Source organism: Yoonia sp. SS1-5, assembly GCF_038443705.2.
Classification (GTDB): Bacteria; Pseudomonadota; Alphaproteobacteria; order Rhodobacterales; family Rhodobacteraceae; genus Yoonia; species Yoonia rhodophyticola.
On sequence record NZ_CP151767.2, the window covers coordinates 910,415 to 934,194 of the forward strand.

General features: G+C 58.0%; 25 protein-coding genes and 1 pseudogene. 23 read left to right on the forward strand and 3 right to left on the reverse strand.

Annotated features, from left to right (window positions below):
* The first annotated feature begins 137 nt into the window (after nucleotides 1-137).
* The 4 genes from AABB31_RS06070 to AABB31_RS06085 are packed head-to-tail and all read left to right on the forward strand — an operon-like array spanning nucleotide 138 to nucleotide 2,342.
* Entirely contained in the window at nucleotides 138-488 is a 351-nt protein-coding gene (locus AABB31_RS06070; protein ID WP_342075357.1) for a ScnB-like protein, read from the forward strand.
* Complete coding sequence (locus AABB31_RS06075; RefSeq protein ID WP_342075356.1) at nucleotides 472-768, forward strand: SH3-like domain-containing protein; 297 nt, start codon at nucleotides 472-474, stop codon at nucleotides 766-768. Before AABB31_RS06070 ends, AABB31_RS06075 begins: the two co-directional genes overlap by 17 nt.
* The gene (gene nthA / locus AABB31_RS06080; protein ID WP_342075355.1) at nucleotides 758-1,423 is read left to right on the forward strand and encodes a nitrile hydratase subunit alpha; all 666 of its coding nucleotides are present in this window, start codon (nucleotides 758-760) and stop codon (nucleotides 1,421-1,423) included. Before AABB31_RS06075 ends, nthA begins: the two co-directional genes overlap by 11 nt.
* 10 nt (nucleotides 1,424-1,433) lie before the next feature.
* Nucleotides 1,434-2,342: a lysophospholipid acyltransferase family protein gene (locus tag AABB31_RS06085; protein ID WP_373635525.1), complete on the forward strand. Its 909-nt coding sequence runs from the start codon at nucleotides 1,434-1,436 to the stop codon at nucleotides 2,340-2,342.
* 90 nt (nucleotides 2,343-2,432) lie between these two features.
* On the opposite strand, the gene AABB31_RS06090 is transcribed toward AABB31_RS06085, so the two are convergent.
* Nucleotides 2,433-3,122: a DUF1223 domain-containing protein gene (locus tag AABB31_RS06090; protein ID WP_342075353.1), complete on the reverse strand. Its 690-nt coding sequence runs from the start codon at nucleotides 3,120-3,122 to the stop codon at nucleotides 2,433-2,435.
* 218 nt (nucleotides 3,123-3,340) lie between these two features.
* Between AABB31_RS06090 and acnA the strand changes: the two genes are divergently transcribed.
* Together acnA and AABB31_RS06100 are read left to right on the forward strand one after the other, a co-directional pair.
* Nucleotides 3,341-6,031 (forward strand): aconitate hydratase AcnA, encoded by a 2,691-nt coding sequence (acnA, locus tag AABB31_RS06095; RefSeq protein ID WP_373635526.1) that lies wholly within the window; start codon nucleotides 3,341-3,343, stop codon nucleotides 6,029-6,031.
* Between the two features lie 392 nt (nucleotides 6,032-6,423).
* On the forward strand, nucleotides 6,424-7,056 hold the full coding sequence (locus tag AABB31_RS06100) for a tyrosine-type recombinase/integrase (RefSeq protein ID WP_342075352.1): 633 nt from the start codon (nucleotides 6,424-6,426) through the stop codon (nucleotides 7,054-7,056).
* 344 nt (nucleotides 7,057-7,400) lie between these two features.
* On the opposite strand, the gene AABB31_RS06105 is transcribed toward AABB31_RS06100, so the two are convergent.
* Complete coding sequence (locus tag AABB31_RS06105; protein ID WP_342075351.1) at nucleotides 7,401-7,784, reverse strand: helix-turn-helix domain-containing protein; 384 nt, start codon at nucleotides 7,782-7,784, stop codon at nucleotides 7,401-7,403.
* A gap of 92 nt (nucleotides 7,785-7,876) precedes the next feature.
* On the opposite strand from AABB31_RS06105, the gene AABB31_RS06110 reads away from it, so the two are divergent.
* Nucleotides 7,877-8,647 carry a nuclear transport factor 2 family protein gene (locus tag AABB31_RS06110; RefSeq protein ID WP_342075350.1) on the forward strand — a complete coding sequence of 257 codons (771 nt, stop codon included), beginning with the start codon at nucleotides 7,877-7,879 and terminating at the stop codon, nucleotides 8,645-8,647.
* A gap of 62 nt (nucleotides 8,648-8,709) precedes the next feature.
* Here the strand turns inward: AABB31_RS06110 and AABB31_RS06115 are convergent, their stop codons facing one another.
* The gene (locus AABB31_RS06115; RefSeq protein ID WP_373635527.1) at nucleotides 8,710-9,573 is read right to left on the reverse strand and encodes a helix-turn-helix transcriptional regulator; all 864 of its coding nucleotides are present in this window, start codon (nucleotides 9,571-9,573) and stop codon (nucleotides 8,710-8,712) included.
* Nucleotides 9,574-9,682: 109 nt separating this feature from the next.
* Here AABB31_RS06115 and AABB31_RS06120 point away from each other — a divergent pair, with 109 nt between their 5' ends.
* From AABB31_RS06120 to AABB31_RS06195, 16 genes and pseudogenes are all read left to right on the forward strand, one after another.
* A complete protein-coding gene (locus tag AABB31_RS06120) occupies nucleotides 9,683-11,104 on the forward strand; it encodes an aldehyde dehydrogenase family protein (RefSeq protein ID WP_342075348.1) in 1,422 nt (473 codons plus the stop codon).
* A gap of 25 nt (nucleotides 11,105-11,129) precedes the next feature.
* Nucleotides 11,130-12,416, forward strand: coding sequence for an ABC transporter substrate-binding protein (locus tag AABB31_RS06125; RefSeq protein ID WP_342075347.1), 1,287 nt, complete (start codon nucleotides 11,130-11,132; stop codon nucleotides 12,414-12,416).
* Between the two features lie 54 nt (nucleotides 12,417-12,470).
* The gene (locus AABB31_RS06130) at nucleotides 12,471-13,160 is read left to right on the forward strand and encodes an ABC transporter ATP-binding protein (protein ID WP_342075346.1); all 690 of its coding nucleotides are present in this window, start codon (nucleotides 12,471-12,473) and stop codon (nucleotides 13,158-13,160) included.
* On the forward strand, nucleotides 13,157-13,864 hold the full coding sequence (locus AABB31_RS06135) for an ATP-binding cassette domain-containing protein (protein WP_342075345.1): 708 nt from the start codon (nucleotides 13,157-13,159) through the stop codon (nucleotides 13,862-13,864). Before AABB31_RS06130 ends, AABB31_RS06135 begins: the two co-directional genes overlap by 4 nt.
* Nucleotides 13,861-14,748: a branched-chain amino acid ABC transporter permease gene (locus AABB31_RS06140; RefSeq protein WP_342075344.1), complete on the forward strand. Its 888-nt coding sequence runs from the start codon at nucleotides 13,861-13,863 to the stop codon at nucleotides 14,746-14,748. Before AABB31_RS06135 ends, AABB31_RS06140 begins: the two co-directional genes overlap by 4 nt.
* A complete protein-coding gene (locus tag AABB31_RS06145; protein ID WP_373635528.1) occupies nucleotides 14,745-15,764 on the forward strand; it encodes a branched-chain amino acid ABC transporter permease in 1,020 nt (339 codons plus the stop codon). Before AABB31_RS06140 ends, AABB31_RS06145 begins: the two co-directional genes overlap by 4 nt.
* A complete protein-coding gene (locus AABB31_RS06150) occupies nucleotides 15,764-16,549 on the forward strand; it encodes a coniferyl-alcohol dehydrogenase (protein ID WP_342075342.1) in 786 nt (261 codons plus the stop codon). The genes AABB31_RS06145 and AABB31_RS06150 overlap by 1 nt, the downstream gene beginning before the upstream one ends.
* Before the next feature lie 10 nt (nucleotides 16,550-16,559).
* Nucleotides 16,560-17,957 (forward strand): annotated as a pseudogene (locus AABB31_RS06155) (aldehyde dehydrogenase); the annotation flags it as partial.
* Nucleotides 17,958-18,007: 50 nt separating this feature from the next.
* On the forward strand, nucleotides 18,008-18,391 hold the full coding sequence (locus AABB31_RS06160) for a nuclear transport factor 2 family protein (protein ID WP_342075340.1): 384 nt from the start codon (nucleotides 18,008-18,010) through the stop codon (nucleotides 18,389-18,391).
* Between the two features lie 86 nt (nucleotides 18,392-18,477).
* Nucleotides 18,478-19,272, forward strand: coding sequence for a glucose 1-dehydrogenase (locus AABB31_RS06165; RefSeq protein WP_342075339.1), 795 nt, complete (start codon nucleotides 18,478-18,480; stop codon nucleotides 19,270-19,272).
* 62 nt (nucleotides 19,273-19,334) lie between these two features.
* The gene (pobA, locus tag AABB31_RS06170) at nucleotides 19,335-20,504 is read left to right on the forward strand and encodes a 4-hydroxybenzoate 3-monooxygenase (protein WP_342075338.1); all 1,170 of its coding nucleotides are present in this window, start codon (nucleotides 19,335-19,337) and stop codon (nucleotides 20,502-20,504) included.
* Nucleotides 20,504-21,298, forward strand: coding sequence for a 3-oxoadipate enol-lactonase (pcaD, locus tag AABB31_RS06175; protein ID WP_342075337.1), 795 nt, complete (start codon nucleotides 20,504-20,506; stop codon nucleotides 21,296-21,298). The genes pobA and pcaD overlap by 1 nt, the downstream gene beginning before the upstream one ends.
* On the forward strand, nucleotides 21,288-21,671 hold the full coding sequence (pcaC, locus tag AABB31_RS06180) for a 4-carboxymuconolactone decarboxylase (protein ID WP_342075336.1): 384 nt from the start codon (nucleotides 21,288-21,290) through the stop codon (nucleotides 21,669-21,671). The genes pcaD and pcaC overlap by 11 nt, the downstream gene beginning before the upstream one ends.
* A complete protein-coding gene (gene pcaH / locus AABB31_RS06185; RefSeq protein ID WP_373635529.1) occupies nucleotides 21,668-22,396 on the forward strand; it encodes a protocatechuate 3,4-dioxygenase subunit beta in 729 nt (242 codons plus the stop codon). The genes pcaC and pcaH overlap by 4 nt, the downstream gene beginning before the upstream one ends.
* A 47-nt stretch (nucleotides 22,397-22,443) precedes the next feature.
* Nucleotides 22,444-22,938 (forward strand): protocatechuate 3,4-dioxygenase subunit alpha, encoded by a 495-nt coding sequence (gene pcaG / locus AABB31_RS06190; protein WP_373635530.1) that lies wholly within the window; start codon nucleotides 22,444-22,446, stop codon nucleotides 22,936-22,938.
* On the forward strand, nucleotides 22,931-23,779 hold the full coding sequence (locus AABB31_RS06195) for a 3-keto-5-aminohexanoate cleavage protein (protein ID WP_342078884.1): 849 nt from the start codon (nucleotides 22,931-22,933) through the stop codon (nucleotides 23,777-23,779). The genes pcaG and AABB31_RS06195 overlap by 8 nt, the downstream gene beginning before the upstream one ends.
* Nucleotide 23,780: the final 1 nt, after the last annotated feature.

The window sequence follows — 23,780 nt, forward strand, 5'->3', positions numbered from 1 at the left end:
CAATCACGGGAATTGGGGCCAGCCATTTGGGTAAGGCGATCACCACCCTATTGTCGCCCTGTTCCTGAAGTTTTCGCATGATTGCCAGCGTTGAAAACGCATGGACAGCCACGCCGCATCTGTCATAGCCTTAGCGCATGACACAGACTGATGAACCATTTGACGGACGCCGCTGGCATGACATGGGCGGGCAGCCCGCGGGCCCTGTACCAGATGATCAGCACGACTTTTCCATATGGGAAAAACGCATTGATGCGCTGATGGTGATCAGTTCCACCAAGGGGTATTTCACCGTCGACGGCCTGCGCCGGGTGCTCGAGGATATGGGCCCGGATGCATTTGATACGATGACCTACTATGAACGCTGGATGGCCTCGATCAATCAAAACCTGATTGAAGCAGGCGTCTACAGCACCGCAGAACTTGCACAAAAAATGTCCGAAGTCGCATCGCGGGGCAACACCTATGGGGATGCCGCCGGTGGGTAAGCGCCATTATATGCGGGTCCGCGCCGACATGCCGCCCGGCCATGTGCGTACGCCGGCCTATCTGCGCGGCAAGACCGGATGGGTCGAACGCGTTCTGGGCCCCTTTCCAAACCCCGAACAACTGGCATATGGGCATCAGGGTGAGAACCTGTCCCTGATGCGTGTTCGCTTTACCATGGGGGACATATGGGGCGCTGCGGCGGAGAACCCGCAAGACACGCTTGATGCCGAAATCTATAGCCATTGGCTGGAACCAGCAGAGCCGCCGCATGCCACATGATCATCACGACCACCTGTCGCCATCGGGCCACCCCTACCGTCCGGACAATGACCAGCCGCTGACATACTGGCAGCAGATGGAAATCGCCGTGCGTGAAATCCTGATTGCAAAAGGCATCACAACCGCCGCCGAGATCAACGCGCAGATTGACGCGATGGACGCGCGCAACCCGGCGCATGGGGCCGCTGTGGTAGCGCGCGCCTGGACAGATCCGGCATTTCGTGATGATCTGATGGCCGATGCCAGTGCAGCCAGCGCCGCCATGGGTTTTGACATCGGGCCGATGAAACTTATCGCCGTCGAAAACACGGCAGAGGTCCATAACGTGATCGTCTGCACGCTGTGTTCCTGCTACCCGCGCAATCTGCTGGGATTGCCGCCGGATTGGTACAAGTCGCGCGCTTACCGATCCCGCACCGTCAAAGAACCGCGCAAGGTGTTGGCTGAATTTGGCGTCACCCTCCCCGAGGACGTGACCGTGCGGGTCCATGACAGCACAGCCGATATGCGCTACATCGTCATCCCCGCCAGGCCAGCTGACACCGATGGTTGGTCTGCCGATCAACTTGCGGGGCTGGTGACACGCGACAGCATGATCGGCACCGGGTTGGCCAAGACCCCGGCGGCGCTTGCCGGGACGGAAACAGGCGGATAAGCAGACATGTATGACCCGCCAAATCACGGATACACCGCCCCCCACGGGCTCTACCACTGATTGGCTGGCGGATCGCGCCTTGCGCGGCCTGATCAATGTTGTCCTCAAATTACCATATGAAACCCGGGTTCCGATGATGGGGTCTGCCTTGCGGCGCGCGATTGGGCCACTGACCGGTTACCGCCAACGTGCCGAAGACAATATTGCGCTGATCTATCCGGATATGGGCCCCTATGATCGGCGCGCAATGGCCGAGGCCTGTTGCGACAATTTCGGACGCACCATCATTGAAAACTATTCCTGGCAGGATTTCGGCAAGCGCCTGTCAGAAACAGCGCCCACCGGCCCCGGGCTGGCAGCGCTTGCGCAGGCCAGCGCAGACAAGCGGCCCGTCATTTTTGTCACGGCGCATTTCGGCAATCACGAAGCACCGCGTCAGGTATTGACCCGGATGGGGTATGAAATCGGTGGGCTCTATCGCCCCATGCAGAACAGCTATTTCAATGCCCATTACGCGGCCACAATGACCTCATGGGGTGGGCCGGTTTTTGCACAAGGTCGGCGCGGCACGATGGGCTTTACCCGACATCTGAAATCAGGCGGCATGGGCACGTTGCTTTTTGATGTCTCCGCCAAGGGTATTGCCCTGCCCTTTCTTGGCCAGCCTGCACATACATCAACGTCCGCCGCTGACATCGCCTTGCGACTGAACGCGGTCATTATCCCCTATTTTGGCATCCGACAGCCAGACGGTCTGTCATTCGCTGTCGAGGTTGAGGCACCAATTGCACATACCACCGCGCCTGACATGATGCTTGCGATCACCCAAAGGCTCGAGGCGCAGATCGCCCGCAATCCCCATCAGTGGTTCTGGGTGCATCGCCGTTGGAAAGCCCGCAAAAACGCCTCCAGCGTTTGACGAAATACCTGATACATCAAATATCCCCTAACGCGTTGAAATCTTTGATTTCAGGCAGCGTTAGGTAATTCAGGTTTTTCGCATAACGCTTTAGCGCAGCTCGGACGCACCAACAATCGGGCCGCTTCTGGCTTGCTGTACAATCACAACGATCGGATCATTGCCCGAGACCGTGGCCGAGATATCCAGCGCGGACGCGCCATCCCACTGGCCGATGACATCCCATGAACTGACAACATTGGCATAGGAAAGCTGCCGCCCGGCATTCTCACCACGCCGAATATCAACCGTTTCCTGCGGCGAATATCGCACAAGCTGCACAACATAGTCACCGCGGGCGGACGCCTCTGCCTGAATTTGCAAGGTGCTACCTGATCGGGACAGCGACACGTCAACCGGATCGACCCGCGCTTGATGGGCCTCGACGCGGCTCATCACCTGCCGCGGCCGGGATCCAACAACGTGGTCCTGTCCGTTAATCACCATCTGTGGGGTGTAAACCGTTGTCGCGCTGGCGGCCTGCGCATAGCCGTGCTGGCGGGCCGTGTATTGTGGGCTGGCAAAGACATCCTTCCAGCCGATATAGTCCCAGTAATCCACATGCAGCGCCAATGCGATCACATCATCGCGCTTGGCCAGCTCATGCAGGAATGCATCCGCTGGCGGACAACTGGAACAGCCTTGCGATGTATATAACTCGACCACAACAGGGCTGTCAGCCGCAGCTTGTGTTGTGTGCAGCAGGCCGGTCAATGCAAGAGCGGTTAATAGTGGGCGCATGGGAAGTCCTATTTGGCAGTCCCGTAACCTCTAGGCATGTTTGACTGAAATGGCCAATCAACGAATTGCGAGGGCGGTGTCATGATTGTTTCAAAGGCCATTCTCGATTCCAAACGAATTTGTGTGCAATGGTATACAATTGCCCCTTGATCGTTTCTCCCCCATGATGCAAAAGCCAGTCACAACCTTCATAGCCTATGCCAGGAAAGGGAATCGCCATGACGATCACAGTCGGCAAAGATACCGCCAATACCCGCAAAACTCTGACCGTCGGTGACCAATCCGTCGCCTATTATTCTATTCCCGCCGCAGAGGCCGCCGGTCTGGGTGATTTTTCGAAATTGCCCGCCGCGCTGAAAGTGGTTCTTGAAAACCTGCTGCGCTTTGAAGATGGCGGATTTTCGGTGTCCGTGGATGACATCAAGGCGTTTTCGGCATGGGCCGACAATGGCGGCAAGAACCCGATTGAAATCGCCTACCGCCCTGCCCGCGTGCTGATGCAGGATTTCACCGGCGTCCCTGCCGTGGTCGACCTTGCCGCCATGCGTGATGGGATCGTGGCCCTGGGTGGCGACGCTCAGCAGATCAACCCGCTGAATCCTGTTGATCTGGTCATCGACCATTCTGTCATGATCGACGAATTCGGCAACCCACGTGCGTTCCAGATGAACGTGGACCGCGAATATGAGCGCAATATGGAACGCTACCAGTTCCTGAAATGGGGCCAGGGCGCGTTCAACAACTTTCGCGTGGTCCCCCCCGGCACCGGCATTTGCCACCAGGTGAACCTTGAATACCTGGCCCAGACCGTCTGGACCGACAAGGATCAGAATGGCGAAGAAGTCGCATATCCTGACACGCTCGTCGGCACTGATTCACACACCACCATGGTCAACGGCCTCGCCGTGCTTGGCTGGGGTGTTGGCGGGATCGAGGCTGAGGCCGCCATGCTGGGTCAGCCCGTCTCCATGCTGATCCCCGAAGTCGTGGGTTTTGAGCTGACAGGTCAAATGGTCGAAGGCACCACCGGCACGGACCTGGTCCTGAAAGTTGTCGAAATGCTGCGCGAGCTAGGCGTTGTGGGCAAATTCGTTGAATTCTATGGCGCAGGCCTTGATGTACTGCCGCTGGCCGACCGCGCGACCATCGCTAACATGGCGCCCGAATATGGCGCGACCTGCGGCTTCTTCCCGATCGACGGCGAAACGCTCCGCTATCTGCGCAACACGGGCCGTGACGAAGATCGGATCGCCTTGGTAGAAGCCTATGCCAAGGAAAACGGTTTCTGGCGCGATGCGGATTACGCACCGGTTTACACCGACACGCTGCACCTGGACATGGGCACCATCGTGCCTGCAATTTCCGGCCCCAAACGCCCACAGGACTACGTGGCGCTGACCGACGCAAAATCGGCCTTCGCCAAGGAAATGGAAGAGACCTTCAAGCGCCCAATGGGCAAAGAAGTGGCCGTCGCTGGCGAAGATTATACGCTGGAAAGCGGCAAGGTCGTGATCGCGTCGATCACGTCATGCACCAACACATCCAACCCATACGTCATGATCGGTGCGGGGCTTGTGGCACGCAAAGCGGCGGCCTTGGGGCTGGACCGGAAACCATGGGTCAAGACATCGCTGGCCCCCGGCTCGCAGGTTGTGTCGGAATATCTTGAGGCCGCGGGCCTGCAAGACGACCTCGACAAAATCGGGTTCAACCTCGTCGGCTACGGCTGTACCACCTGTATCGGCAACTCTGGCCCGATCCAGAAAGAACTGTCCGAGGCCATTGCAGAGGGCGATCTGGTTGCGACCTCCGTCCTGTCCGGCAACCGGAACTTCGAAGGGCGGATTTCGCCTGACGTGCGCGCAAACTATCTGGCCTCACCTCCGCTGGTGGTGGCCTATGCGTTGGCGGGCACCATGGACATCGACCTGGCAAACGATCCGCTGGGTCAGGATCAGGACGGCAATGATGTGTTCCTGAAAGACATCTGGCCCACCTCTGCCGAGATCAACGAACTGGTCGAACAAACGGTCACCCGCGAGGCCTTCCAAAAGAAATACGCTGACGTGTTCAAGGGCGATGAAAAATGGCAATCGGTCGAAACCACCGATAGCGAAACCTATGACTGGCCCGCCACGTCAACCTATGTGCAGAACCCCCCTTACTTCAAAGGCATGTCCAAGGATCCGGGCGATATCCACGATGTTGAAAACGCCAAGGTTCTTGCCATGCTGGGCGATATGGTCACAACCGACCACATCAGCCCTGCAGGGTCCTTCAAGGACACCACACCAGCCGGCAAATACCTGATCGAACGTCAGGTACCTGTGCGCGAATTCAACAGCTACGGCTCACGACGCGGCAACCACGAAGTCATGATGCGCGGCACCTTCGCCAACATCCGCATCAAGAACGAGATGCTGGAAGGCGTCGAAGGCGGCTACACCAAAGGGCCCGATGGTACGCAAACCTCGATCTTTGACGCAGCCATGGCGCATCAAGAAGCAGGCACACCCTTGGTCATCTTTGCCGGTGAGCAATATGGGGCCGGATCATCGCGCGACTGGGCAGCTAAGGGCACGGCGCTGCTGGGCGTCAAGGCCGTGATCGCCGAAACGTTTGAGCGTATCCACCGGTCCAACCTTGTTGGCATGGGCGTGGTACCGTTCGAATTCACCGGCGGCGACACGCGCAAATCACTGGGTCTGACAGGCGAGGAAACAGTGACCATCGCGGGCCTGGGCGACGTGAAACCACTGCAAGAAGTGATCGCAAACATCACATTTGCGGATGGGACGACCAAAGACATCACCCTGAAATGCCGGATCGATACAGCGGTCGAGATCGACTACATCAAGTCCGGCGGCGTGCTGCACTACGTGCTGCAGAACTTGGCGAAAGCGGCTTGAGGATGGATAGCCCCGGCGGAAACGCCGGGGCTTTTCTATTCGGAATGTCTGTAAAGAGTCCATTATGTGAATTTGATTTTCTCGCTGCGTGCGCACGCAGCGCAGAAAATGCGGCACGTGCATGATTATGTCCGCTGCAATGCGGAGGAGAAACCGGTCATTGATTCTGGTCGCAGCGAGAAAGTTTGCCCCAATTAACGAGATGTGGGACAAACCCGTGGTTGGATCTGAAGTCTCGGTAGCTGATTAGCTCTATGCCCAGTTCGTCAATGCACTTTCAGAGACACTAGGTGTTGGTGCCTTCGGACGACGGCCATTCAATCCGATGATATATTCAAGGCGTCAGCGCGGTGCTGATGTCTGGGTATGGAGGGAGGATTGGAGGGCATACTATGCCAAGAGTCCAACTTCCCGCAGTCACCCCTAAACGCAAAGCCTGGAACAAGGGGCGGATCATCGGGCAGAAACGACCGCTGCTTCCCAAACAGGTGTGGGCAATCCGCGCGCGGCTCGAACTTGCCGGCTATCTTCGCGACCTTGCGCTGTTCAACGTTGCGATTGATAGCAAGTTGCGAGGCTGTGATCTGGTCAATCTCGCCGTGACCGACTTGGTCAAAGATGATCGCGTTCGCGAACGGGTTTCGGTGATCCAGAGCAAAACCAAAAGGCCAGTTCAGTTCGAATTGACTGAAAACACAAGAGATACTGTCACTGCCTGGGTGAGTTCACCCGAGATGATCGGTTGCCACTACATGTTCCCTAGTCGCTTCCACGATCGTCCACATATCTCAACGCGTCAGTATGGTCGGCTTGTTCGTGATTGGGTGACAGCGATCGGATTGGAACCGAGCGGCTACGGTACCCATTCAATGCGCCGGACCAAAGCTGCGGAGATCTACCGCAAGACGGGCAACCTTCGGGCTGTGCAACTTTTACTTGGCCATACGAAGGTCGATAGCACGGTGCGTTACCTCGGTGTTGAACTCGAAGATGCTCTAAGTATCGCCGAGCGCATCGACATCTAAACTATATTGGCGGACGACATCAGCTGTTCGCCAACTTAAACGACCAAACCGCGGCGAAAGCGAAGTTCGACCCCGATGTATGAATTCGTTTTCTCGCTGCGCGAGTTCGCTCTGCCGAAAAATAAGGTCGATGCATGATCACCAGCGCTGCTACGTGGCGTAAGACCCGGCCATTCAGGCGGTAATCACCCACTTTGATGGGCTTCACAGCACTGCATCTGCAGCAATTCTTGCTGCTCTCGGACGCAAGGCAGTCCTCGTGATGAATATGCTACGCCTCGTGATTGCGAGTGAAGTCGCTCGGTTGAATTTGCGTGAAAGAAACGAAGCGTAGAAAAAAGACTTTAGGTCTTGTCGCGGAGTGACCGGTCATATGCAACTCTTGATCCCATCACAGTATCAAAACTGCCCGCCGCCCACGTCACGAGTGGTTTCAGGACGCCAACCAACTCCCGTCCAAGCGCCGTCAATTCATACGACACGGCCAGCGGCGGGCCTGCGTGAACTGTGCGGGTGATATATCCGTCGCGCTCCAACGATCGCAGGTTTTGCGTCAGTACCCGCTGGGTGATGTCGCCGATCAACCGCTTGATCTTGCCGAACCGCTCTGGCCCGTCCTCAAGCGCGAGTAGGATCAGGCACTGCCATTTGCCTGTGACTTTGGCCAAAATATTGCGAACGGGGCAAAGCGCGCTGTCCTCATCCGAGGCGACGGTGATCTGAAGCATACCAGGTTCCTTTAAAGTGCGTAATTGATACTAGGTTCTGATTTGATACCAATATGTCACTCACACATCAATATGATTCGAAAGGACCTATCATGACCCCAACGGAAATCGTTCTCGCCGCTGCGACCGCTATTTTCATCGACTTTGATGTCGATGCTGCAAAGGCCTTGCTGGCACCTGACTATATTCAACACAACCCTGCGGTACCGACCGGCGCAGACCCGATCCTTGGCATTATCCCAGTCTTGGCAGAAAGCGGGATTACGGTCACGCCACACCGCGTAATCGCCGAACGCGATATGGTTGTTGTCCATTCGACCTATGACAACGCCCAGCTGTTGGGCGGCGAGACGCTTGTGGCATTCGACGTGTTCCGCGTGGAAGACGGCAAAGTGGCTGAGCATTGGGACAATCTACAACCGCTGGCCCCGGCCAATCCGTCAGGCAACACGATGACGGATGGCGCTCTTGAGATCACCGATCTGGAAAAGACTGAAGCCAACAAAGCACTGGTTGTCGACTTTGTCGAAACCGTGCTGCAAGGCGGCGATGCCTCGAACATCACTGACTTCATCGCGCCCACGCAATACATCCAGCACAACCCGCAGATCGCCAATGGTCTGGACGGTTTGGGTGCTGCCTTAGGGGCGATGGCGGCAGCTGGGATTTCGATGGTCTACACCGACACACCGCTCGTCGTCGCACAGGGGAACTTTGTCTTCACAGGCTCTGAGGGCACGTTTGGTGGCGCGCCGACTGCCTTTTTCGATTTGTTCCGTGTAGAAGACGGCAAAATCGTTGAGCATTGGGATGTCGTATCTGAAATCCCGGACGAAATGGCCCATGACAACGGCAAATTCTAAGCCACCCTCATGAAATCAACATCACAGCGGCGGGTCCATCCATGTCGCTGTGATCGTCCCACTTACGGCCAGTCCGAAAACCCGCGCCGCAAGTCTTGCAGATCATCACTGTCAGGCCGAGACACCACCGCACGGTATGCCCCCGGCGATAGATCGGTGCGGCGTTTGAAAAAGTGGCTAAAGCGCGAGGCATCCGAGAATCCCAAATCTGCCGCAATCTTCTTGAGCGGCAGACCCGAATTCTCCAATCGCGCTTTGGCCTCTGCAGTGATGCGCTCATGTACCAGCTCAGCCGGAGACCGACCCGTATCGCGTTTGCAGATCCGGTGCAGGCGGTCGTATTCAACGCCAAGCGTGTCGGCGTAGCGGGCAACTTTCCAGTGTTCCTTGTAGTGCAGCTCGACCAGATGGCGGAACTGGCGCAGCACATTCGTGGCATCAGCGCTGACGGATGTGTCTTCCGGCGTATGGACCCGAAGGGCCGCGATGAGCAGCAGGCGCAGGAACGCAGACATCGACATGGGCGAGCGGCGTTCAGGTTCTTCAAGCTCATGGGCAAACCAGTCAAAAAGCGTCTCGATTTGCGGGACTTTGGGGTCTTCAGACATCGTGGCGGAGAATGGCGTTTCGACCAGCATCCGCAAATGCACCGATTCCGAACGTGCGCCGATGGCGTCCAAGATAATGGCGTCGCTCAGCCCCAAAAGCCGCGCGCTTGCCCCTGCTTTCAGTGTTAAGACGTCACGACTGTTGCCCGGCCAAAAGAACAGCGCCGGACCATGCCGTTCATTCTTGTCCTCCCCAATCAGCAAGGTGCCGCGAGTCAAAAACAAAAGCGTTGCGAATCCGTCAGGAAACCTGCGGCGCAAGGACCGATTATGCAACGCATCGCGCTCGTCTTGCAGTGTGGCGTAAGCATCTTGCATCACAAATCCTAGAATTTCACATTTAATGACCAGAAATTAACATTACATGCAAGATATTCCTAATCTAGCATTATTGACGGGAGGACGGACGCAAATCCGTTAAGAGTGCATGATAGCTTTGACATCGTCACAATTGGCTGCTGAGCCGAGCGTTATTGCGCGCAAGAACCCGGCGACAGGGGATGTGGTCAGCCGCGAGATTGCGCATGACTTGGCCGATTGCCTGCGGTTTGTGTCGCATGCGGCGGCTGCGTTTCCTGCGTGGTCTGCTTTGGCGGTCGATACCCGTGCGGATTATCTGCGGGCGCTCGCGGATCAGTTAACCGCAGATAAAGACGCCCTGTGCCAAGCGATGTGTGACGAGATCGGAGCGCCACAAAAATGGGCTGCGCATAACGTCGCCTTTGCCGCCCGTCTTCTGCGAGGTGTCGCGGATCAAGCTGACGCCCTGCACCATCCCGAAACACTGACGACCGACAATGCTATCATCAGCCAAGCCCACCGCGTCCCGTGCGGTGTGTGCCTTGGCATCGCGCCTTGGAATGCGCCGTTGATCTTGGGTGTTCGCGCCATCGCCGCCCCTTTGCTTTGTGGCAATACGGTTCTGCTGAAAGGCAACGAGATTGCGCCGCGCACCTTCCGCCTGATCGGCGATGCGGTGGTCCGGGCCGGGTTTCCTCAGGACGTCGTGCAGGTGTTCTTGAGCCCGCAGGAAGAGAGCGAGCGGATTGTTGATGCATTGATCGAGCATCCTGTGGTGCGCCGCGTGAACTTTACCGGGTCCACACGGATTGGTCGCCGGATCGCAGAACTCTGCGCCACACATCTCAAGCGGCCTTTGCTAGAGCTGGGCGGGCAGGCCCCTATGGTCGTGCTGGACGATGCTGATCTCGACCTTGCCGCGTCAGAGGCGGTCAAGGGGGCGTATCTCAACCAAGGGCAGATATGCATGTCCACGGAACGGTTGATCGTGCAGAACGACGTTGCAGATGTGCTGATCCAAAAGATCGAAAAGCTGCGCAGGGCTTTGGTGGTCGGTGATCCCAATGATGCCGCGACAGATATCGGGCCGGTCATCAGTATCGGTGCGGCCGAGCGTCTGTCAGGTCTGCTCAGCGATGCAGTCTCCAAAGGCGCGCGCCTTGTTGGCGGCGGCAGAATGCGCGACGCCTTCTTTGACCCGACGCTACTTGACGGTGTTGAGGCGGACATGCGGCTTTACACCGAAGAAACATTCGGGCCGATCCTGTCCGTCACGCGCGTCGCGACCGACCAAGAGGCGGTGACGGTGGCCAATGACAGCGACTACGGGCTGGCGGCATCGGTTTTCAGTGAAAACCCGAACCGCGCGGACCAGATCGCAAATCAGATTCACACGGGCATTTGCCACATCAACCGCTGCACCGTGGATGACGACCCACTTGCCCCGTTCGGGGGGGTGAAAGCCAGCGGCTATGGCCGGTTCGGCGGGCGGTGGGCCTTGGACGAATTTACCGAACTACGTTGGATTACAAAGAGGAAAGACCCCTGAATTCAGGGGCGTAAGGGAGGAAACAATGACAAGAACATTCACGCGGCGCGCGGCGCTCGCGACCGGAACAGCTGTGCTTGGGACATTTGTACTTGGTCGGTCTCGGGCAGTCGCACAATCATCGGACATACTCAAAATCGGTTTTATCAGCCCCATCTCCGGCCCGCTTGCCGGGTTTGGCCAAACCGACGGCTATGTGCTGGACCAAGCACGCACTGCGCTGGCAGGTGGCGTGACGATCAACGGCACGGCTTACGGTGTTGAGCTGCTGGACCGCGACACGCAGTCCGATCCAGCCCGCGCAGGCCAGCTTGCCCGTGATCTGATCAATAACGACGCTGTCGATCTAATGGTCGCCGTCTCCACGCCTGAAACAATCAATCCTGTTTCAGACGCCTGCGAGGCCGCTGGCGTGCCCTGCATCTCAACCGTGATGCCGTGGGAGGCGTGGTATTTCGGGCGCGGTGCGGTGTCCGGAGAAGAAAGCCCGTTCAAATACACTTACCACTTCGGCTTTGGGGTGGACGAATTCTATCAGGCCTATATCTCTCAGTGGGATCTGGTTGAGACCAACAAACGCGTCGGCGTGATGTACCCCAATGACGCCGACGGCAATGCGATCCGGGCTGTACTTGCACCGAAGCTGGTGGAGGCAGGCTACGAGGTTATTGATCCGGGTGCCTATGAGACGGGTACCACAGATTTCTCAAGCCAGATTGCGACTTTCCGCGAGGCGGGCATCGAGATTTTCAACACCTTCCCGATCCCGCCGGATTTCGCTGCGTTCTGGCGTCAGGCAGCCCAGCAGGGTTTGCACCGTCAGGTCAAGATCGTGCAGCTTGCCAAAACGGGTCTCTTCCCTGCTGATATCGAAGCCTTGGGTGGTTTGGGCAACAACATGGCAAGTGCCGCCTATTGGCACCGTGATTTTCCGTACAGCTCGCCCACAACAGGCCTGACCGGTGCAGCCCTCTGCGATGGGTATGAAGCAACAACGGGCAACCAATGGACCCAGCAGCTTGGTGCCAGCCTGTCTGCGATTGATGTGGCCATGGCCGCTTTGTCGGCGGCAAGCGATCCCAAGGACCGCGAAGCTGTGGCCGCCGTGCTGCCGACCCTCAAGGCAGACACCATTGGGGGCACCGTCGATTTCACCGCCGGGCCGGTCAAGAACGTCGCGCATGGCCCGATTATCGGCACGCAATGGCAGGCCGCTGAAGGGGGTGATTTCCAGTTCGACTACGTCATCACCGAAAACGCCACGGATATGAGCGTGCCCGTCATAGGGGAGCTTCGGGCCTACAACGCCTGAGACATTTCCATGACACAGACTGACACTCTCATTTTGCAGGCTAGCGGTCTTTCGATGGCATTCGGAGGCTTCAAAGTCCTCGAAAACATCGATCTGCGCGTGACGCAGGGCGAGATTGTCGGCGTGCTTGGCCCCAATGGGGCTGGCAAAACCACGCTGATGAACCTACTGACCGGTGCCTATGCGCCAACGGCCGGTCGCGTACATATGATGGGTCAAAATGTGACCGGCCTCGCGACAGCCGCGCGGTGTCGACAAGGTTTGGGGCGCACGCATCAGGTGCCGCGCCCCTTTTCGGGCATGACCGTGTTCGAAAATGTGCTGGTGGCGGTGGGTCATGGCCGCACGACCCCGGCACATGATCCGATTGCGGTGGCTTGGGACGTTTTGCACGATACCGGGCTTGCGATGGTCGCGAACCGTCAGGCCAGTACATTGGGTCTGTTGGATCGCAAACGGCTTGAGCTTTCCCGCGTGCTAGCCACCGATCCACAGGTCTTGCTGTTGGACGAGATCGGCGGTGGATTGACCGAAGGTGAGGGCGACAAGCTGGTTGCGCTGATCCGCAAAATTCACGCGCGCGGTGTCACGATTATCTGGATCGAACACATCATGCGCATGCTGATGGACAGCTGCTCACGCTTAATTTGCATGGCTGGCGGCCAGATCATCGCCGACGGCGCACCGAACGAGGTCATTGACGCGCCCGCCGTACAATCTGCTTATTTTGGAGCGGCAGCATGACCACGCTTATCGCCCAGAACATGAGTGCCGCCCACGGCCAGCTAACGGCGGTGCGTGACGTCAGCCTGTTACTGGAACCCGGCGAGATGTTGTTTTTGGTCGGCGCAAATGGCGCTGGCAAAACAACACTTTTGCGCACGATTGCGGGTGATCATGCGCAGGGCAGCGGGGCGATCACGCTGTCGGGCGTTGATATTTCGGATCATCCTGCGCATCTGCGGGCACGCTCCGGTCTGGCGCTTGTACCCGAGGGGCGGCGGTTGTTTCCCAATATGACTGTGCGTGAAAACCTCATGCTTGGCGCATCCACATCCCGCGAAGGGCCTTGGACTGTCGCCGCGATATACGAGGCGTTCCCGAATTTGGCCAGGCTCGACCGCGCGCTGGCGGGCAGACTTTCGGGCGGAGAACAACAGGCGGTGGCCATCGGGCGCGCGCTTATGGGCGATCCCGTGGCGATTATGTTGGATGAAGTGTCTTTGGGCCTGTCTCCGGCTGCGGTTGATTTGGCCTATGACGCTTTGAGAAAAGTCCGCGACATGGGGCTGGCATTGCTGGTCGTCGAGCAGGACCTGAACCGGGCAATCGCACAGGCGGACCAAATTGTCGTGATGTGCGAGGGGCGCGTCACGCTCCGCACACGGCCGCAGGACACAACCGTTGCAGCGCTCGCAGCGGCCTCTTTCGGGCAGGTAGCAGCATGATGGGACTGGTGATCAGCGCGGCCTTGCTGGGCGGGTATTATGCCATCCTCGCGACAGGTCTGGCGTTCATGTATTCGGTGATGAACATCATCAATCTGGCGCATGGCGCGTTGATCGTCATGGCGGCCTACGGGCTTTATGTGCTGGGGACGCTGGGTATCGCGTTGCCCTTGGGCATCGCAGTGATGTCCGTGGCAATGTTCGCTTTCGGGATGATCTTGCACAGGACTGTCCTGTCACGCGCATCGGGTGGTGGAGAACTGCTGCCACTGCTGGCGACCTTTGGCATTGCGATTATCCTCGACAATTTGATGTTCCAGATGTTTGGGGCGGACAACCTGTCGTTGGCCCCTTTTGTGGGTGATTTATCTTGGGCCTCTTTCGAATTGCCGGGCGACATCTTTGTCGGCCAGTTGAGCGTCTATATCCTTGTTGCGGCCCTTATGATCATCGCGCTGATCGAGGCGATGATGCGTCGCACAGATCTTGGGCGGCGCATTCAAGCGACATCACAAGATCGCGCGACTGCCTCGCTTCTGGGAATCAACACGGGCCGCACTGCCGGGATAGCGACCGGCATTGCCTTGGCCGCAGGAGTGTTCGCTGCTGCAGCCATGGGTCTGCGCAGCGCGTGGGGGCCGTATTCGGGATCGGCCCAGCTGCTATTCGCGTTTGAAGCCGTGGTAATCGGCGGGATGGGCAGCATGTGGCGCGTGTTGATCGGCGCTATGGTTCTGGCATTCGCGCAATCCATCGGCGCTGCGATCCACCCGCAAGGGTTCCTGATCGGGGGCCACCTGACCTTTCTGATCGCGGTCTTCTACCGGCTGCCCGCATGGCGTGTCGCCCTCACAAATTTACGTCAACCGAGGGGCCCGGCATGAGAACGCGCGCGCCCATTACAGTCACACGCAGCGGCGCGACCGCACATATCACGCTGGTCCTGCTGGCTTTGGCCGCCGTGGGCGTGGCGTGTCTGCCGTGGTTGTCCGGGGTCGGCGGGTCCGGGCGCGCTGTGGCCTTGCTGGTCTATATCCTGCTGGCGGTCATGTGGAACGCGCTTGCGGGATTCGCGGGGCTGGTGTCCATCGGGCAGACGCTGTTTTTCGGCGTTGCCGCCTACACGACCATTCGCCTCGCTGATGCGGGCGTTGACCCGTATCTGGCGATCCTGTTGGCCATCGCTGCTGGGGCTCTGCTGGGGTGGATCACATCGCTGTTCATGCTGTCGCTGTCGGGGGGCGAGTTCGCCATCGGCATGTGGGTGCTGTCGTCTCTGGCGCATCTTTGCGTCAATCTTGACCCGCTGATCCAGGGGGAAACAGGCACATCGCTCATTGCTTTAAACGCCTACGCGATTGAGACACGCAGCGCGTGGACGTTGTGGCTGGCCTTGGCGGTGACACTGGCCGTTCTAGCGGCGCTTTTGGTGTTGCTGCGCAGCAGTACTGGTGCCGCCATCACCGCGATCCGGGATGATGAGGTCGGTGCACGATCCATCGGGGTGGACGTCATGCGCACCAAACGCATCGTCTTTGTGCTTGCGGCCACGGGCACGGCGGCGGCAGGCGCGCTTTGGCTTGCGTCAAACACCACGTTCCAGCCGCGTGCCTACTTTGGCGTACAGTGGACGGCCTATATGCTGTTTATGGTTCTCGTCGGCGGGCTTGGCCGGATCGAGGGCGCACTGATCGGCGCTCTGCTCTTCTTCGTTATTGAAACGCTCTTTGGCGCTTATGGCGCGTGGTATCTGGTCGGGCTTGGCGCGGTTGCGGTGGGTTTCGCGCTTTTCTTGCCAAATGGCCTATGGGGCTGGATCGGTCCCCGCCTGCCGGGAGAGGCGATCCCGACCGGCTATCTCATCACTGAAATCAACAAGACATCCAGGGAGGAAATCTGATGCTTTTGGGAAAGAACATTGTTGTCACCGGGGCCGCGTCAGGCATCGGGCAACGCACCGCCGAGTTGGCGCAATCGCAGGGGGCCAATGTGTTCTCGGTCGACAGGAACACGCCAGACAACCAGGTCGGGCATTTCATTGCTGCTGATCTTGGTTCCGCAGAGGGTGTCGAGGCTTTGGTGAACGCATTGCCAAACGGGATCGACGCGCTGGCCAATGTCGCAGGACTCTCGGGCACGCCGGGCAAAGTGCCGACGATTGCGGTGAACTTTCTGGGGTTGCGTGCATTGTCGTTGGGGCTGGCACCCAAGATGAACCAATATGGGTCGGTCATCAACGTGGCGTCCATCGCGGGTTTCGGCTGGCGCGGCAATCTTGAACGGACGCGCAAGGCCATCGACGTCGAAGGCTTCCCCGATCCTGCGCAATTCTGCGCGGACCACAACATTCAGGATGAAACATCCTATCCAGACAGCAAGGAACTGCTGCTGATGTGGACTTTCCGCGCGGCCCACGATCCGGTGTTCAAGGACCGTGGCATCCGGGTGAACGCCGTCAGCCCCGGCCCGGTCGAAACCCCGATCCTTTTGCAGTTTCGCGATGTGCTGGGCGATGACCGCGTCAACAGCGACATTAACCGCGTTGGCCGTGCGGGCACGGCAAACGACATCGCGCCATCCATCCTGTTTCTGGCATCTGACGGGGCGCGTTGGGTGAATGGTACGAACATTGCGTGTGACGGTGGCCTTGAAGCGTCCGTCATGTCTGAAGCCATGAATTTCTAAGGAAAATCAAATGACTGTAGAACTTTTGATCGGTGGCCGCGAGGTCACCGCACAGGACAATCGTACCTTTGAACGCCGTGATCCTGTCACAGGTAAGGTGGCCACGACGGCTGCTGCTGCAAGCGTGGCGGATGCTTTGAAGGCGGTCGATGCGGCTGCAGCGGCGTTTCCGGCGTGGGCCGAAACGGGGCCGGGGGCGCGGCGCATGTTGCTGCTCAAAGCCGCAGATGCGCTTGAAGTCAGGACCGATGACATCATCAAACTAATGATTACCGAAACAGGTGCCACCGGGCCTTGGGCTGGTTTCAACTGCATGCTCGCCGCCGGTATGCTGCGCGAGGCGGCTTCTATCACCACACAGATCACCGGCGATGTGATCCCCGCCAACAAACCCGGCAGCCTTGCCATGGCACAGCGCAAGCCACTGGGCGTGTGTCTGGGCATCGCGCCGTGGAACGCGCCTGTTATTCTAGGCGTGCGCGCGGTTGCTACAGCAATTGCCTGCGGCAACACGGTTGTGTTGAAAGCGTCCGAAATGTGCCCGGCTGTGCACAGTGCCATCGGGGCTGTGTTCAAGGACGCAGGGGTCCCCGATGGGGTGCTGAATGTCGTGACAAATGCGCCTGAGGATGCAGCGGTTGTGGTTGATGCGCTGATCGCAGCGCCTGCCGTGCGGCACATCAACTTTACCGGTTCAACCAATGTGGGGCGGATCATCGCGCAAAAGGCAGCGGCGCATTTGAAGCCTGTCCTGCTCGAACTGGGCGGCAAGGCCCCGATGGTTATTCTTGAGGATGCCGATCTGGAAGGTGCCGTGAACGGTGCCGCATTCGGGGCGTTCATGAATCAGGGTCAGATTTGCATGTCCACCGAACGGATCATTGTGCACGAGAGCATCGCGGATGATTTCGCCCGCGCTTTTGCGGCCAAGGCGGCCAAGCTGCCCGCAGGCAATCCGCGCGACAAGGTCGTACTGGGCTCGCTCGTGACATTGGGCGCGGCAGAGAAAATGGACGGGATCATCGCAGATGCCGTGGCCAAGGGCGGCAAGGTGCTGGCCGGTGGCACGCGCGACGGGTCCGTGGTCACGGCGACCGTGATCGACAACGTCACGCCCGAGATGCTGATCTATCAAGAAGAGAGCTTTGGCCCGGTCAAACCCATTATCAGGGTGAAAGACGATGCTGAGGCTGTGCGCGTGGCCAATGACACCGCTTATGGTTTGTCGGCGTCCGTCTATAGCGCCGACATAAGCCGCGCGATGAAGATCGCCGATCAGATTGAAAGCGGGATCTGCCACATCAACGGCCCCACCGTCGGGGACGAGGCGCAGATGCCCTTCGGTGGCGTCAAGGACAGCGGCTATGGCCGCTTTGGCGGCAAGGCGGGGATCGACAGCTTTACCTCAACACGCTGGGTCACGATCGAAGACCCGGCACAGCATTACCCGTTCTAGCCATGGCTGATCTGGAACAGAACAAGCGCAATGTCATCGCATTCTACGAACAGATGTTCAACGACTGCGATCCGCGTGGTGCCGTAGCCGAATATGTGGGGGAGGAGTACATCCAGCATAACCCCCATGTGGAGACCGGCAAAGCCGGGTTCATCGCGTATTTCGAACGCATGGCGGCAGAGTTTCCGGGCAAGCGTGTCGTCATCAAACGCGCGCTCGCCGAAGGCTGCCACGTTGTTTTGCACTGCCACCAGGTCTGGCCGGATGGCCTTGAATACGCGGGTATCGACATTTTCCGGCTCAATGAGGGCGGGAAGATCACTGAGCATTGGGATGTCTTGCAGGAACTGCCGACGACCAGTGCTCACACCAACGGGATGTTCTGATGAATTTTCTCAAACGGCTGTTCGGATTGGGCCGAACCGAACCACAAAAACCCAAATCAACTGAAAGTCCAAAGGGAGGAAAAACCATGGCTGGAAGACTAGAAGGCAAAGTAGTGCTGCTCACAGGAGCGGGTGGCGGATTGGGGCAGGCGCAAGCGCGGCTGATGGCAAAGGAAGGCGCGATTTTGATGCTCGCTAACTTGCCCGAAGACCCGATTATCGCCGAAGGTAAACCCGCAACAGGTTTGTGGGACAACGCGCAAAACGTTGCCAAGGAAATCCGCGATGCTGGCGGCAAAGCCGATGTTGTCGCACTTGATGTGACCAAGGAAGACCAGTGGGACGCAGCGGTCGCTAAAACCGTTGCCGCCTTTGGCAAGCTGGACGTCCTGGTGAACAATGCGGGTATTTATTACCACGCGGGTCTGCTGGATCACACGGTCGAAAAATTCCATCAGATTGTGGGCGTAAACCAGCTGGGTACGTTGCTGGGTATGAAGGCCGCGGTTCCTGCGATGAAGGAAAATGGCGGCGGGTCGATCATCAACTTTGCCTCCATCTACGGCATCGCTGGTGCAGGCGTCTCAACCGCTTATCAATCCACCAAGGGTGCTGTCCGTCTGATGACCAAATCCGCAGCACTTGAGTTCGTGGGTGACAACATTCGCATCAACTCGATCTGTCCGGGCATGTTCGACACGAACCTGTTTGAATCCTCTGTCCCCAAGGAGGCATGGGGCCCGTTGGTCGATCTGGTGCCAATGAAGCGCTTCGGCAAGCCTGACGAGATTGGCTATGGCACCGTGTTCCTCGCCTCGGATGAATCCTCGTTCATGACGGGATCCGATCTGGTGATCGATGGCGGTTACACCTGCCCCTAACCAACAGGGGCCGCGCGGTGATGCGCGGCCCTCCCTTTTGTCTCAAGCAATCAGGACCAAACATGAAAACCCAAGTTGCAATCATTGGCGGTGGCCCATCGGGTCTCTTGTTGTCTCAGCTGCTGCACACACACGGGATCGACTCCATCGTGCTGGAGCGCAAGACCAAGGACTATGTGTTGTCACGCATCCGCGCGGGCGTGCTGGAGCGTGGCTTGGTCAGCTTGATGAAAGAGGCAGGCGTATCCGAGCGGATGGATGCCGAGGGCTATCCCCATCATGGCACCATGATCTCATATGGTGATGAGATGTTTCGTCTGGAATTTAGCGAGCACACGGGCCACGCGGTGATGGTCTATGGCCAGACCGAAGTGACGCGCGACTTGTATGATGCGCGTGAAAAGGCGGGTGGCAAGATTGAGTTCAACGTCGAGGATGTGGTGATCTGTGATGCCAAATCCGAGACGCCTTATATTACCTACACCATTGATGATGAGCCGCGCCGGATCGATTGTGATTTCATCGCCGGCTGCGATGGGTTCCACGGTGTCAGCCGCAAGACAATCCCTGAAGATGTGCGCACCGAGTTTGAGAAAGTCTATCCATTTGGATGGCTTGGCATCTTGTCTGAAACGCCGCCGGTGAATGACGAATTGATTTATGCCACGTCCGATCGCGGCTTTGCCCTATGTTCGATGCGCAATGAAAACCTAAGCCGTTATTACATCCAATGCGATATGTCAGACAGCGTTGATGACTGGACAGATGATGCGTTCTGGGCTGAACTCAAACGCCGCATTCCCGCCGATCAAGCCGCAAATCTTGTGACTGGTCCAAGTATTGAAAAATCCATCGCGCCTTTGCGCTCTTTCGTGTGTGAACCGATGCAATGGGGCAAGTTGTTTTTATGCGGTGACGCAGCCCATATTGTGCCACCTACGGGTGCTAAGGGATTGAACACTGCCGCCTCAGACGTGAACTATCTGTTCCGTGCGCTCTGCGACTTCTACGAAAACGGCGATAGTGCAGGGATCGAAGCCTATTCCGAAAAAGCACTATCGCGCGTCTGGAAGGCCGAGCGGTTTAGCTGGTGGTTCAGCTCCCTGATGCACCGCTTTCCCGATCAAGGCGGATTTGAGCAAAAGATGCAGTTGGCCGAACTCGCGTTTCTGCGGTCCAACAAATCGGCCCAACAGGCGATGGCGGAAAACTATGTAGGCTTGCCCTACTGATGCAAATTTTCGCACGTCCATATGGGGGATTACACTGGCGTGAAGACGGTGATCCGGCGGGGATGCCATTGGTGTTTGCAAACTCGCTTGGGACCGACTTGCGCCTGTGGGACCCGTTGTTGCCACATCTTGCGGCGGGCTGTCGCATCATCCGCTACGATCTGCCGGGACACGGACTATCCAGCGGCCCCGATGGCCCTTATGCGATGGAAGGTCTGGCGCAGGATGCGGCTGACCTGATTGAACATCTTGGAATTAGCAACCCGATTTTTGTTGGCTGTTCTATAGGTGGCATGATCGGTCAGGCCCTGGCTGCCACGCGCCCGGACCTGATTGACGGGTTGGTTTTGTGCAACACAGCGGCCCGAATGGGTAATGCAGCAATGTGGCAAGACCGGATTGCGCAGGTAAATGCAGCCAGTCTGGATACCATTGCAGATGCGATCATGGAGCGGTGGTTCAGCCCCGCCTTCCGCGCCACGCAGGACGTTGTTTTGTGGCGCACGATGATGGCGCGCACGTCGGCTGCGGGCTATGTTGGGTGCTGCCATGCGCTCGCGGATGCCGATTTCACCCAGTCAAACCCGAAACTCGACATGCCCGTTTGTGCTGTTTCTGGAGAGCTGGATTTGGCTTGCCCTCCTGACCACGTCCGCGCAACTGCGGCTTCGGTCAAAGCCGCATCATACCACCAGATTGCAGATATCGGGCATCTGCCGAGCATTGAGGCCCCCGCCACATTGGGCCGATTGATTTCAGATTTTATCGACGAGGTACATCACGATGGATCGTAAAACAGCAGGCATGAAAATACGGCGTCAGGTTTTGGGCGATGCCCACGTTGACCGCGCAGAGGCGGCAAAAGGCCCGTTGGACACCGCTTTCCAAGACCTAATCACCGAAGGGGCGTGGGGCACGGTCTGGGCAAGCGATGGTATCGCACAGCGTGAGAGATCCATGTTGACATTGGCCTTGCTGGCAGCGCTTGGCAACTTTGACGAACTGCCGATGCACATTCGGGCCACCGCCCGCACAGGGGCAAGCAAGCAAGACGTGGTCGAGGCGTTCCAGCATGTCGCAATTTATGCGGGCGTACCTCGGGCGAACCGCGCTTTGCATATCGCCAAAGAGGTGTTTGCCGAAATGGAGAAAGGAGACACGCCATGAGCGCGCTAAAACCACTCAAACCCCGCGACCGCGATTGGCACCCGCCTGCAGATACGCCTGACTACAAAACCACCCGTGCGCGTGCGCCGCGTCAGCCCTTGGTGTACCTGCCGCAAACCGCAAGTGATCTGTCTGGGCCGACCTTTGGCCACGACGATATTTTGCCGGGCGATAGTGATTTGCTGACCAATTACGCAGCTCCCGGAAGCAGCGCCATTGGGCAACGCATTTTGCTGCATGGCCATGTGCTGGATGAAGATGCGCGGCCAATCCCGGACACGCTTGTCGAAATCTGGCAAGCCAACGCGGGTGGGCGTTATCGTCACAAAAACGACAGCTACCTTGCGCCGCTTGACGATAATTTTGGCGGATGTGGGCGTGCGCTGACGGATGGGACAGGGGCTTACCGCTTCCAAACGATCCTGCCTGCACCTTATCCGTGGCCCAACGGTCCAAATTCTTGGCGGCCCGCACATATCCACTTTTCGGTCTTTGGGACCGCCTTCGCGCAGCGCCTGATCACGCAATGCTATTTTGAAGGAGACCCGCTGATTGTACATTGCCCGATTGCCAAAGCGATCCCGAGTGCGGCGGCAATTGATCGGCTTGTTGCCCGCCTTGATCTGGAAGCTGCGACACCGTTTGACATGCTCGCCTACCGGTTCGACATCGTGTTGCGGGGACGGGAGGCCACGCTTTTTGAAAACCGCAAGGAGGGGATGTGATGAGCACGGATTTCAAGGAAACACCGTCCCAAACTGCTGGCCCCTACGTGCATATCGGGCTGATGCCGCAGGACTGCGGCGTGTCAAAGCCTGCGCAATTGGGTGCTTTGCGTCCAACCGGCACGCAGCCCATCGAGATCACAGGAACCGTTTGGGACGGCGATGGCGCGCCGGTCAAAGACGTGCTGATTGAAGTTTGGCAAGCAGATGAGCAGGGCCAGACCACGACCGATGGCCATGCGTATTGGCAGCGGGTTGCCTCCGACTTTGAAACGGGCAAGTGGCAGATCAACACGGTGAAACCCGGCACCATCGGCAATGCCGCCCCTCATCTTACACTCTGGATCGTGGCACGAGGGGTTAACATCGGCTTGCACACGCGGCTCTACTTCCCAGACGATGCGCTTGATGCTGTCTTGCAATCGCTCCCTGTGGACAGACGCGCAACGCTGCTCGCGCAGCAAGACGGCAATAATCCCGCGCGTTACACCTTCAACATTCACCTGCAAGGTGACAAGGAAACGGTTTTTTTTGATGTCTAGGAACACACAAAACCCCTGTATTATCTGCGTGGCCATCACAGGATCGCTGCCCCGCAAAGCGGACAACCCGGCCGTCCCCACCAGCGTCAGCGAACAAATCGAAAGCACGCAGGCCGCATTTGAGGCCGGTGCAAGCATCGCGCACTGCCACGTGCGCGAGGACGATGAAACACCCAGCTCTGACCCAGTTAAATTTGCCCTGCTCAAGGAAGGGATTGAGACCCATTGTCCGGGTATGATCGTGCAGTTGTCAACCGGCGGTCGGTCCGGTGCAGGCCAAACCCGAGGTGGGATGCTGCCGCTGGCACCGGATATGGCCTCGCTATCAGTTGGATCGAACAACTTTCCCACGCGGGTCTATGAAAATCCGCCCGATCTGGTGGACTGGCTGGCGTCAGAGATGCGCAAGTACAAGGTCAAACCCGAGATCGAGGCCTTTGATCTCAGCCATATTCACCATGCGGTCATGATGAATCGGGACGGGCGCATCCCCGGCAAACTTTATATTCAGTTCGTGATGGGTGTGAAAAATGCGATGCCCGTCGACAAGGATGTCTTTGATTACTACATCGAAACTGTCGAACGGTTGGTACAGGATGCGCAATGGTGTGCCGCAGGCATTGGCCCGCATCAGACTACACTCAATGAATGGGCCATTGCTGCCGGGGGTCATACACGCACCGGACTGGAAGACAATATCCGCATGGATCGTGACACCCTTGCGCCGTCAAACGCTGCATTGGTGCGACGGGCCGCCGAATTGTGTGATAAATACGAACGCCCCGTCGCTACCTGGCAAGAGGCGAGGCAAATTCTTGAGCTGCCGTTGCGTGCAGGTTGAG

Bases quoted from the DNA above. Each gene is read 5' to 3' on its own strand.
- AABB31_RS06070 (WP_342075357.1), top strand. From the start codon at position 138: ATGACACAGACTGATGAACCATTTGACGGACGCCGCTGGCATGACATG.
- AABB31_RS06075 (WP_342075356.1), top strand. From the start codon at position 472: ATGCCGCCGGTGGGTAAGCGCCATTATATGCGGGTCCGCGCCGACATG.
- nthA (WP_342075355.1), top strand. From the start codon at position 758: ATGCCACATGATCATCACGACCACCTGTCGCCATCGGGCCACCCCTAC.
- AABB31_RS06085 (WP_373635525.1), top strand. From the start codon at position 1,434: ATGACCCGCCAAATCACGGATACACCGCCCCCCACGGGCTCTACCACT.
- AABB31_RS06090 (WP_342075353.1), bottom strand. From the start codon at position 3,122: ATGCGCCCACTATTAACCGCTCTTGCATTGACCGGCCTGCTGCACACA.
- acnA (WP_373635526.1), top strand. From the start codon at position 3,341: ATGACGATCACAGTCGGCAAAGATACCGCCAATACCCGCAAAACTCTG.
- AABB31_RS06100 (WP_342075352.1), top strand. From the start codon at position 6,424: ATGCCAAGAGTCCAACTTCCCGCAGTCACCCCTAAACGCAAAGCCTGG.
- AABB31_RS06105 (WP_342075351.1), bottom strand. From the start codon at position 7,784: ATGCTTCAGATCACCGTCGCCTCGGATGAGGACAGCGCGCTTTGCCCC.
- AABB31_RS06110 (WP_342075350.1), top strand. From the start codon at position 7,877: ATGACCCCAACGGAAATCGTTCTCGCCGCTGCGACCGCTATTTTCATC.
- AABB31_RS06115 (WP_373635527.1), bottom strand. From the start codon at position 9,573: ATGCAAGATGCTTACGCCACACTGCAAGACGAGCGCGATGCGTTGCAT.
- AABB31_RS06120 (WP_342075348.1), top strand. From the start codon at position 9,683: ATGATAGCTTTGACATCGTCACAATTGGCTGCTGAGCCGAGCGTTATT.
- AABB31_RS06125 (WP_342075347.1), top strand. From the start codon at position 11,130: ATGACAAGAACATTCACGCGGCGCGCGGCGCTCGCGACCGGAACAGCT.
- AABB31_RS06130 (WP_342075346.1), top strand. From the start codon at position 12,471: ATGGCATTCGGAGGCTTCAAAGTCCTCGAAAACATCGATCTGCGCGTG.
- AABB31_RS06135 (WP_342075345.1), top strand. From the start codon at position 13,157: ATGACCACGCTTATCGCCCAGAACATGAGTGCCGCCCACGGCCAGCTA.
- AABB31_RS06140 (WP_342075344.1), top strand. From the start codon at position 13,861: ATGATGGGACTGGTGATCAGCGCGGCCTTGCTGGGCGGGTATTATGCC.
- AABB31_RS06145 (WP_373635528.1), top strand. From the start codon at position 14,745: ATGAGAACGCGCGCGCCCATTACAGTCACACGCAGCGGCGCGACCGCA.
- AABB31_RS06150 (WP_342075342.1), top strand. From the start codon at position 15,764: ATGCTTTTGGGAAAGAACATTGTTGTCACCGGGGCCGCGTCAGGCATC.
- AABB31_RS06160 (WP_342075340.1), top strand. From the start codon at position 18,008: ATGGCTGATCTGGAACAGAACAAGCGCAATGTCATCGCATTCTACGAA.
- AABB31_RS06165 (WP_342075339.1), top strand. From the start codon at position 18,478: ATGGCTGGAAGACTAGAAGGCAAAGTAGTGCTGCTCACAGGAGCGGGT.
- pobA (WP_342075338.1), top strand. From the start codon at position 19,335: ATGAAAACCCAAGTTGCAATCATTGGCGGTGGCCCATCGGGTCTCTTG.
- pcaD (WP_342075337.1), top strand. From the start codon at position 20,504: ATGCAAATTTTCGCACGTCCATATGGGGGATTACACTGGCGTGAAGAC.
- pcaC (WP_342075336.1), top strand. From the start codon at position 21,288: ATGGATCGTAAAACAGCAGGCATGAAAATACGGCGTCAGGTTTTGGGC.
- pcaH (WP_373635529.1), top strand. From the start codon at position 21,668: ATGAGCGCGCTAAAACCACTCAAACCCCGCGACCGCGATTGGCACCCG.
- AABB31_RS06195 (WP_342078884.1), top strand. From the start codon at position 22,931: ATGTCTAGGAACACACAAAACCCCTGTATTATCTGCGTGGCCATCACA.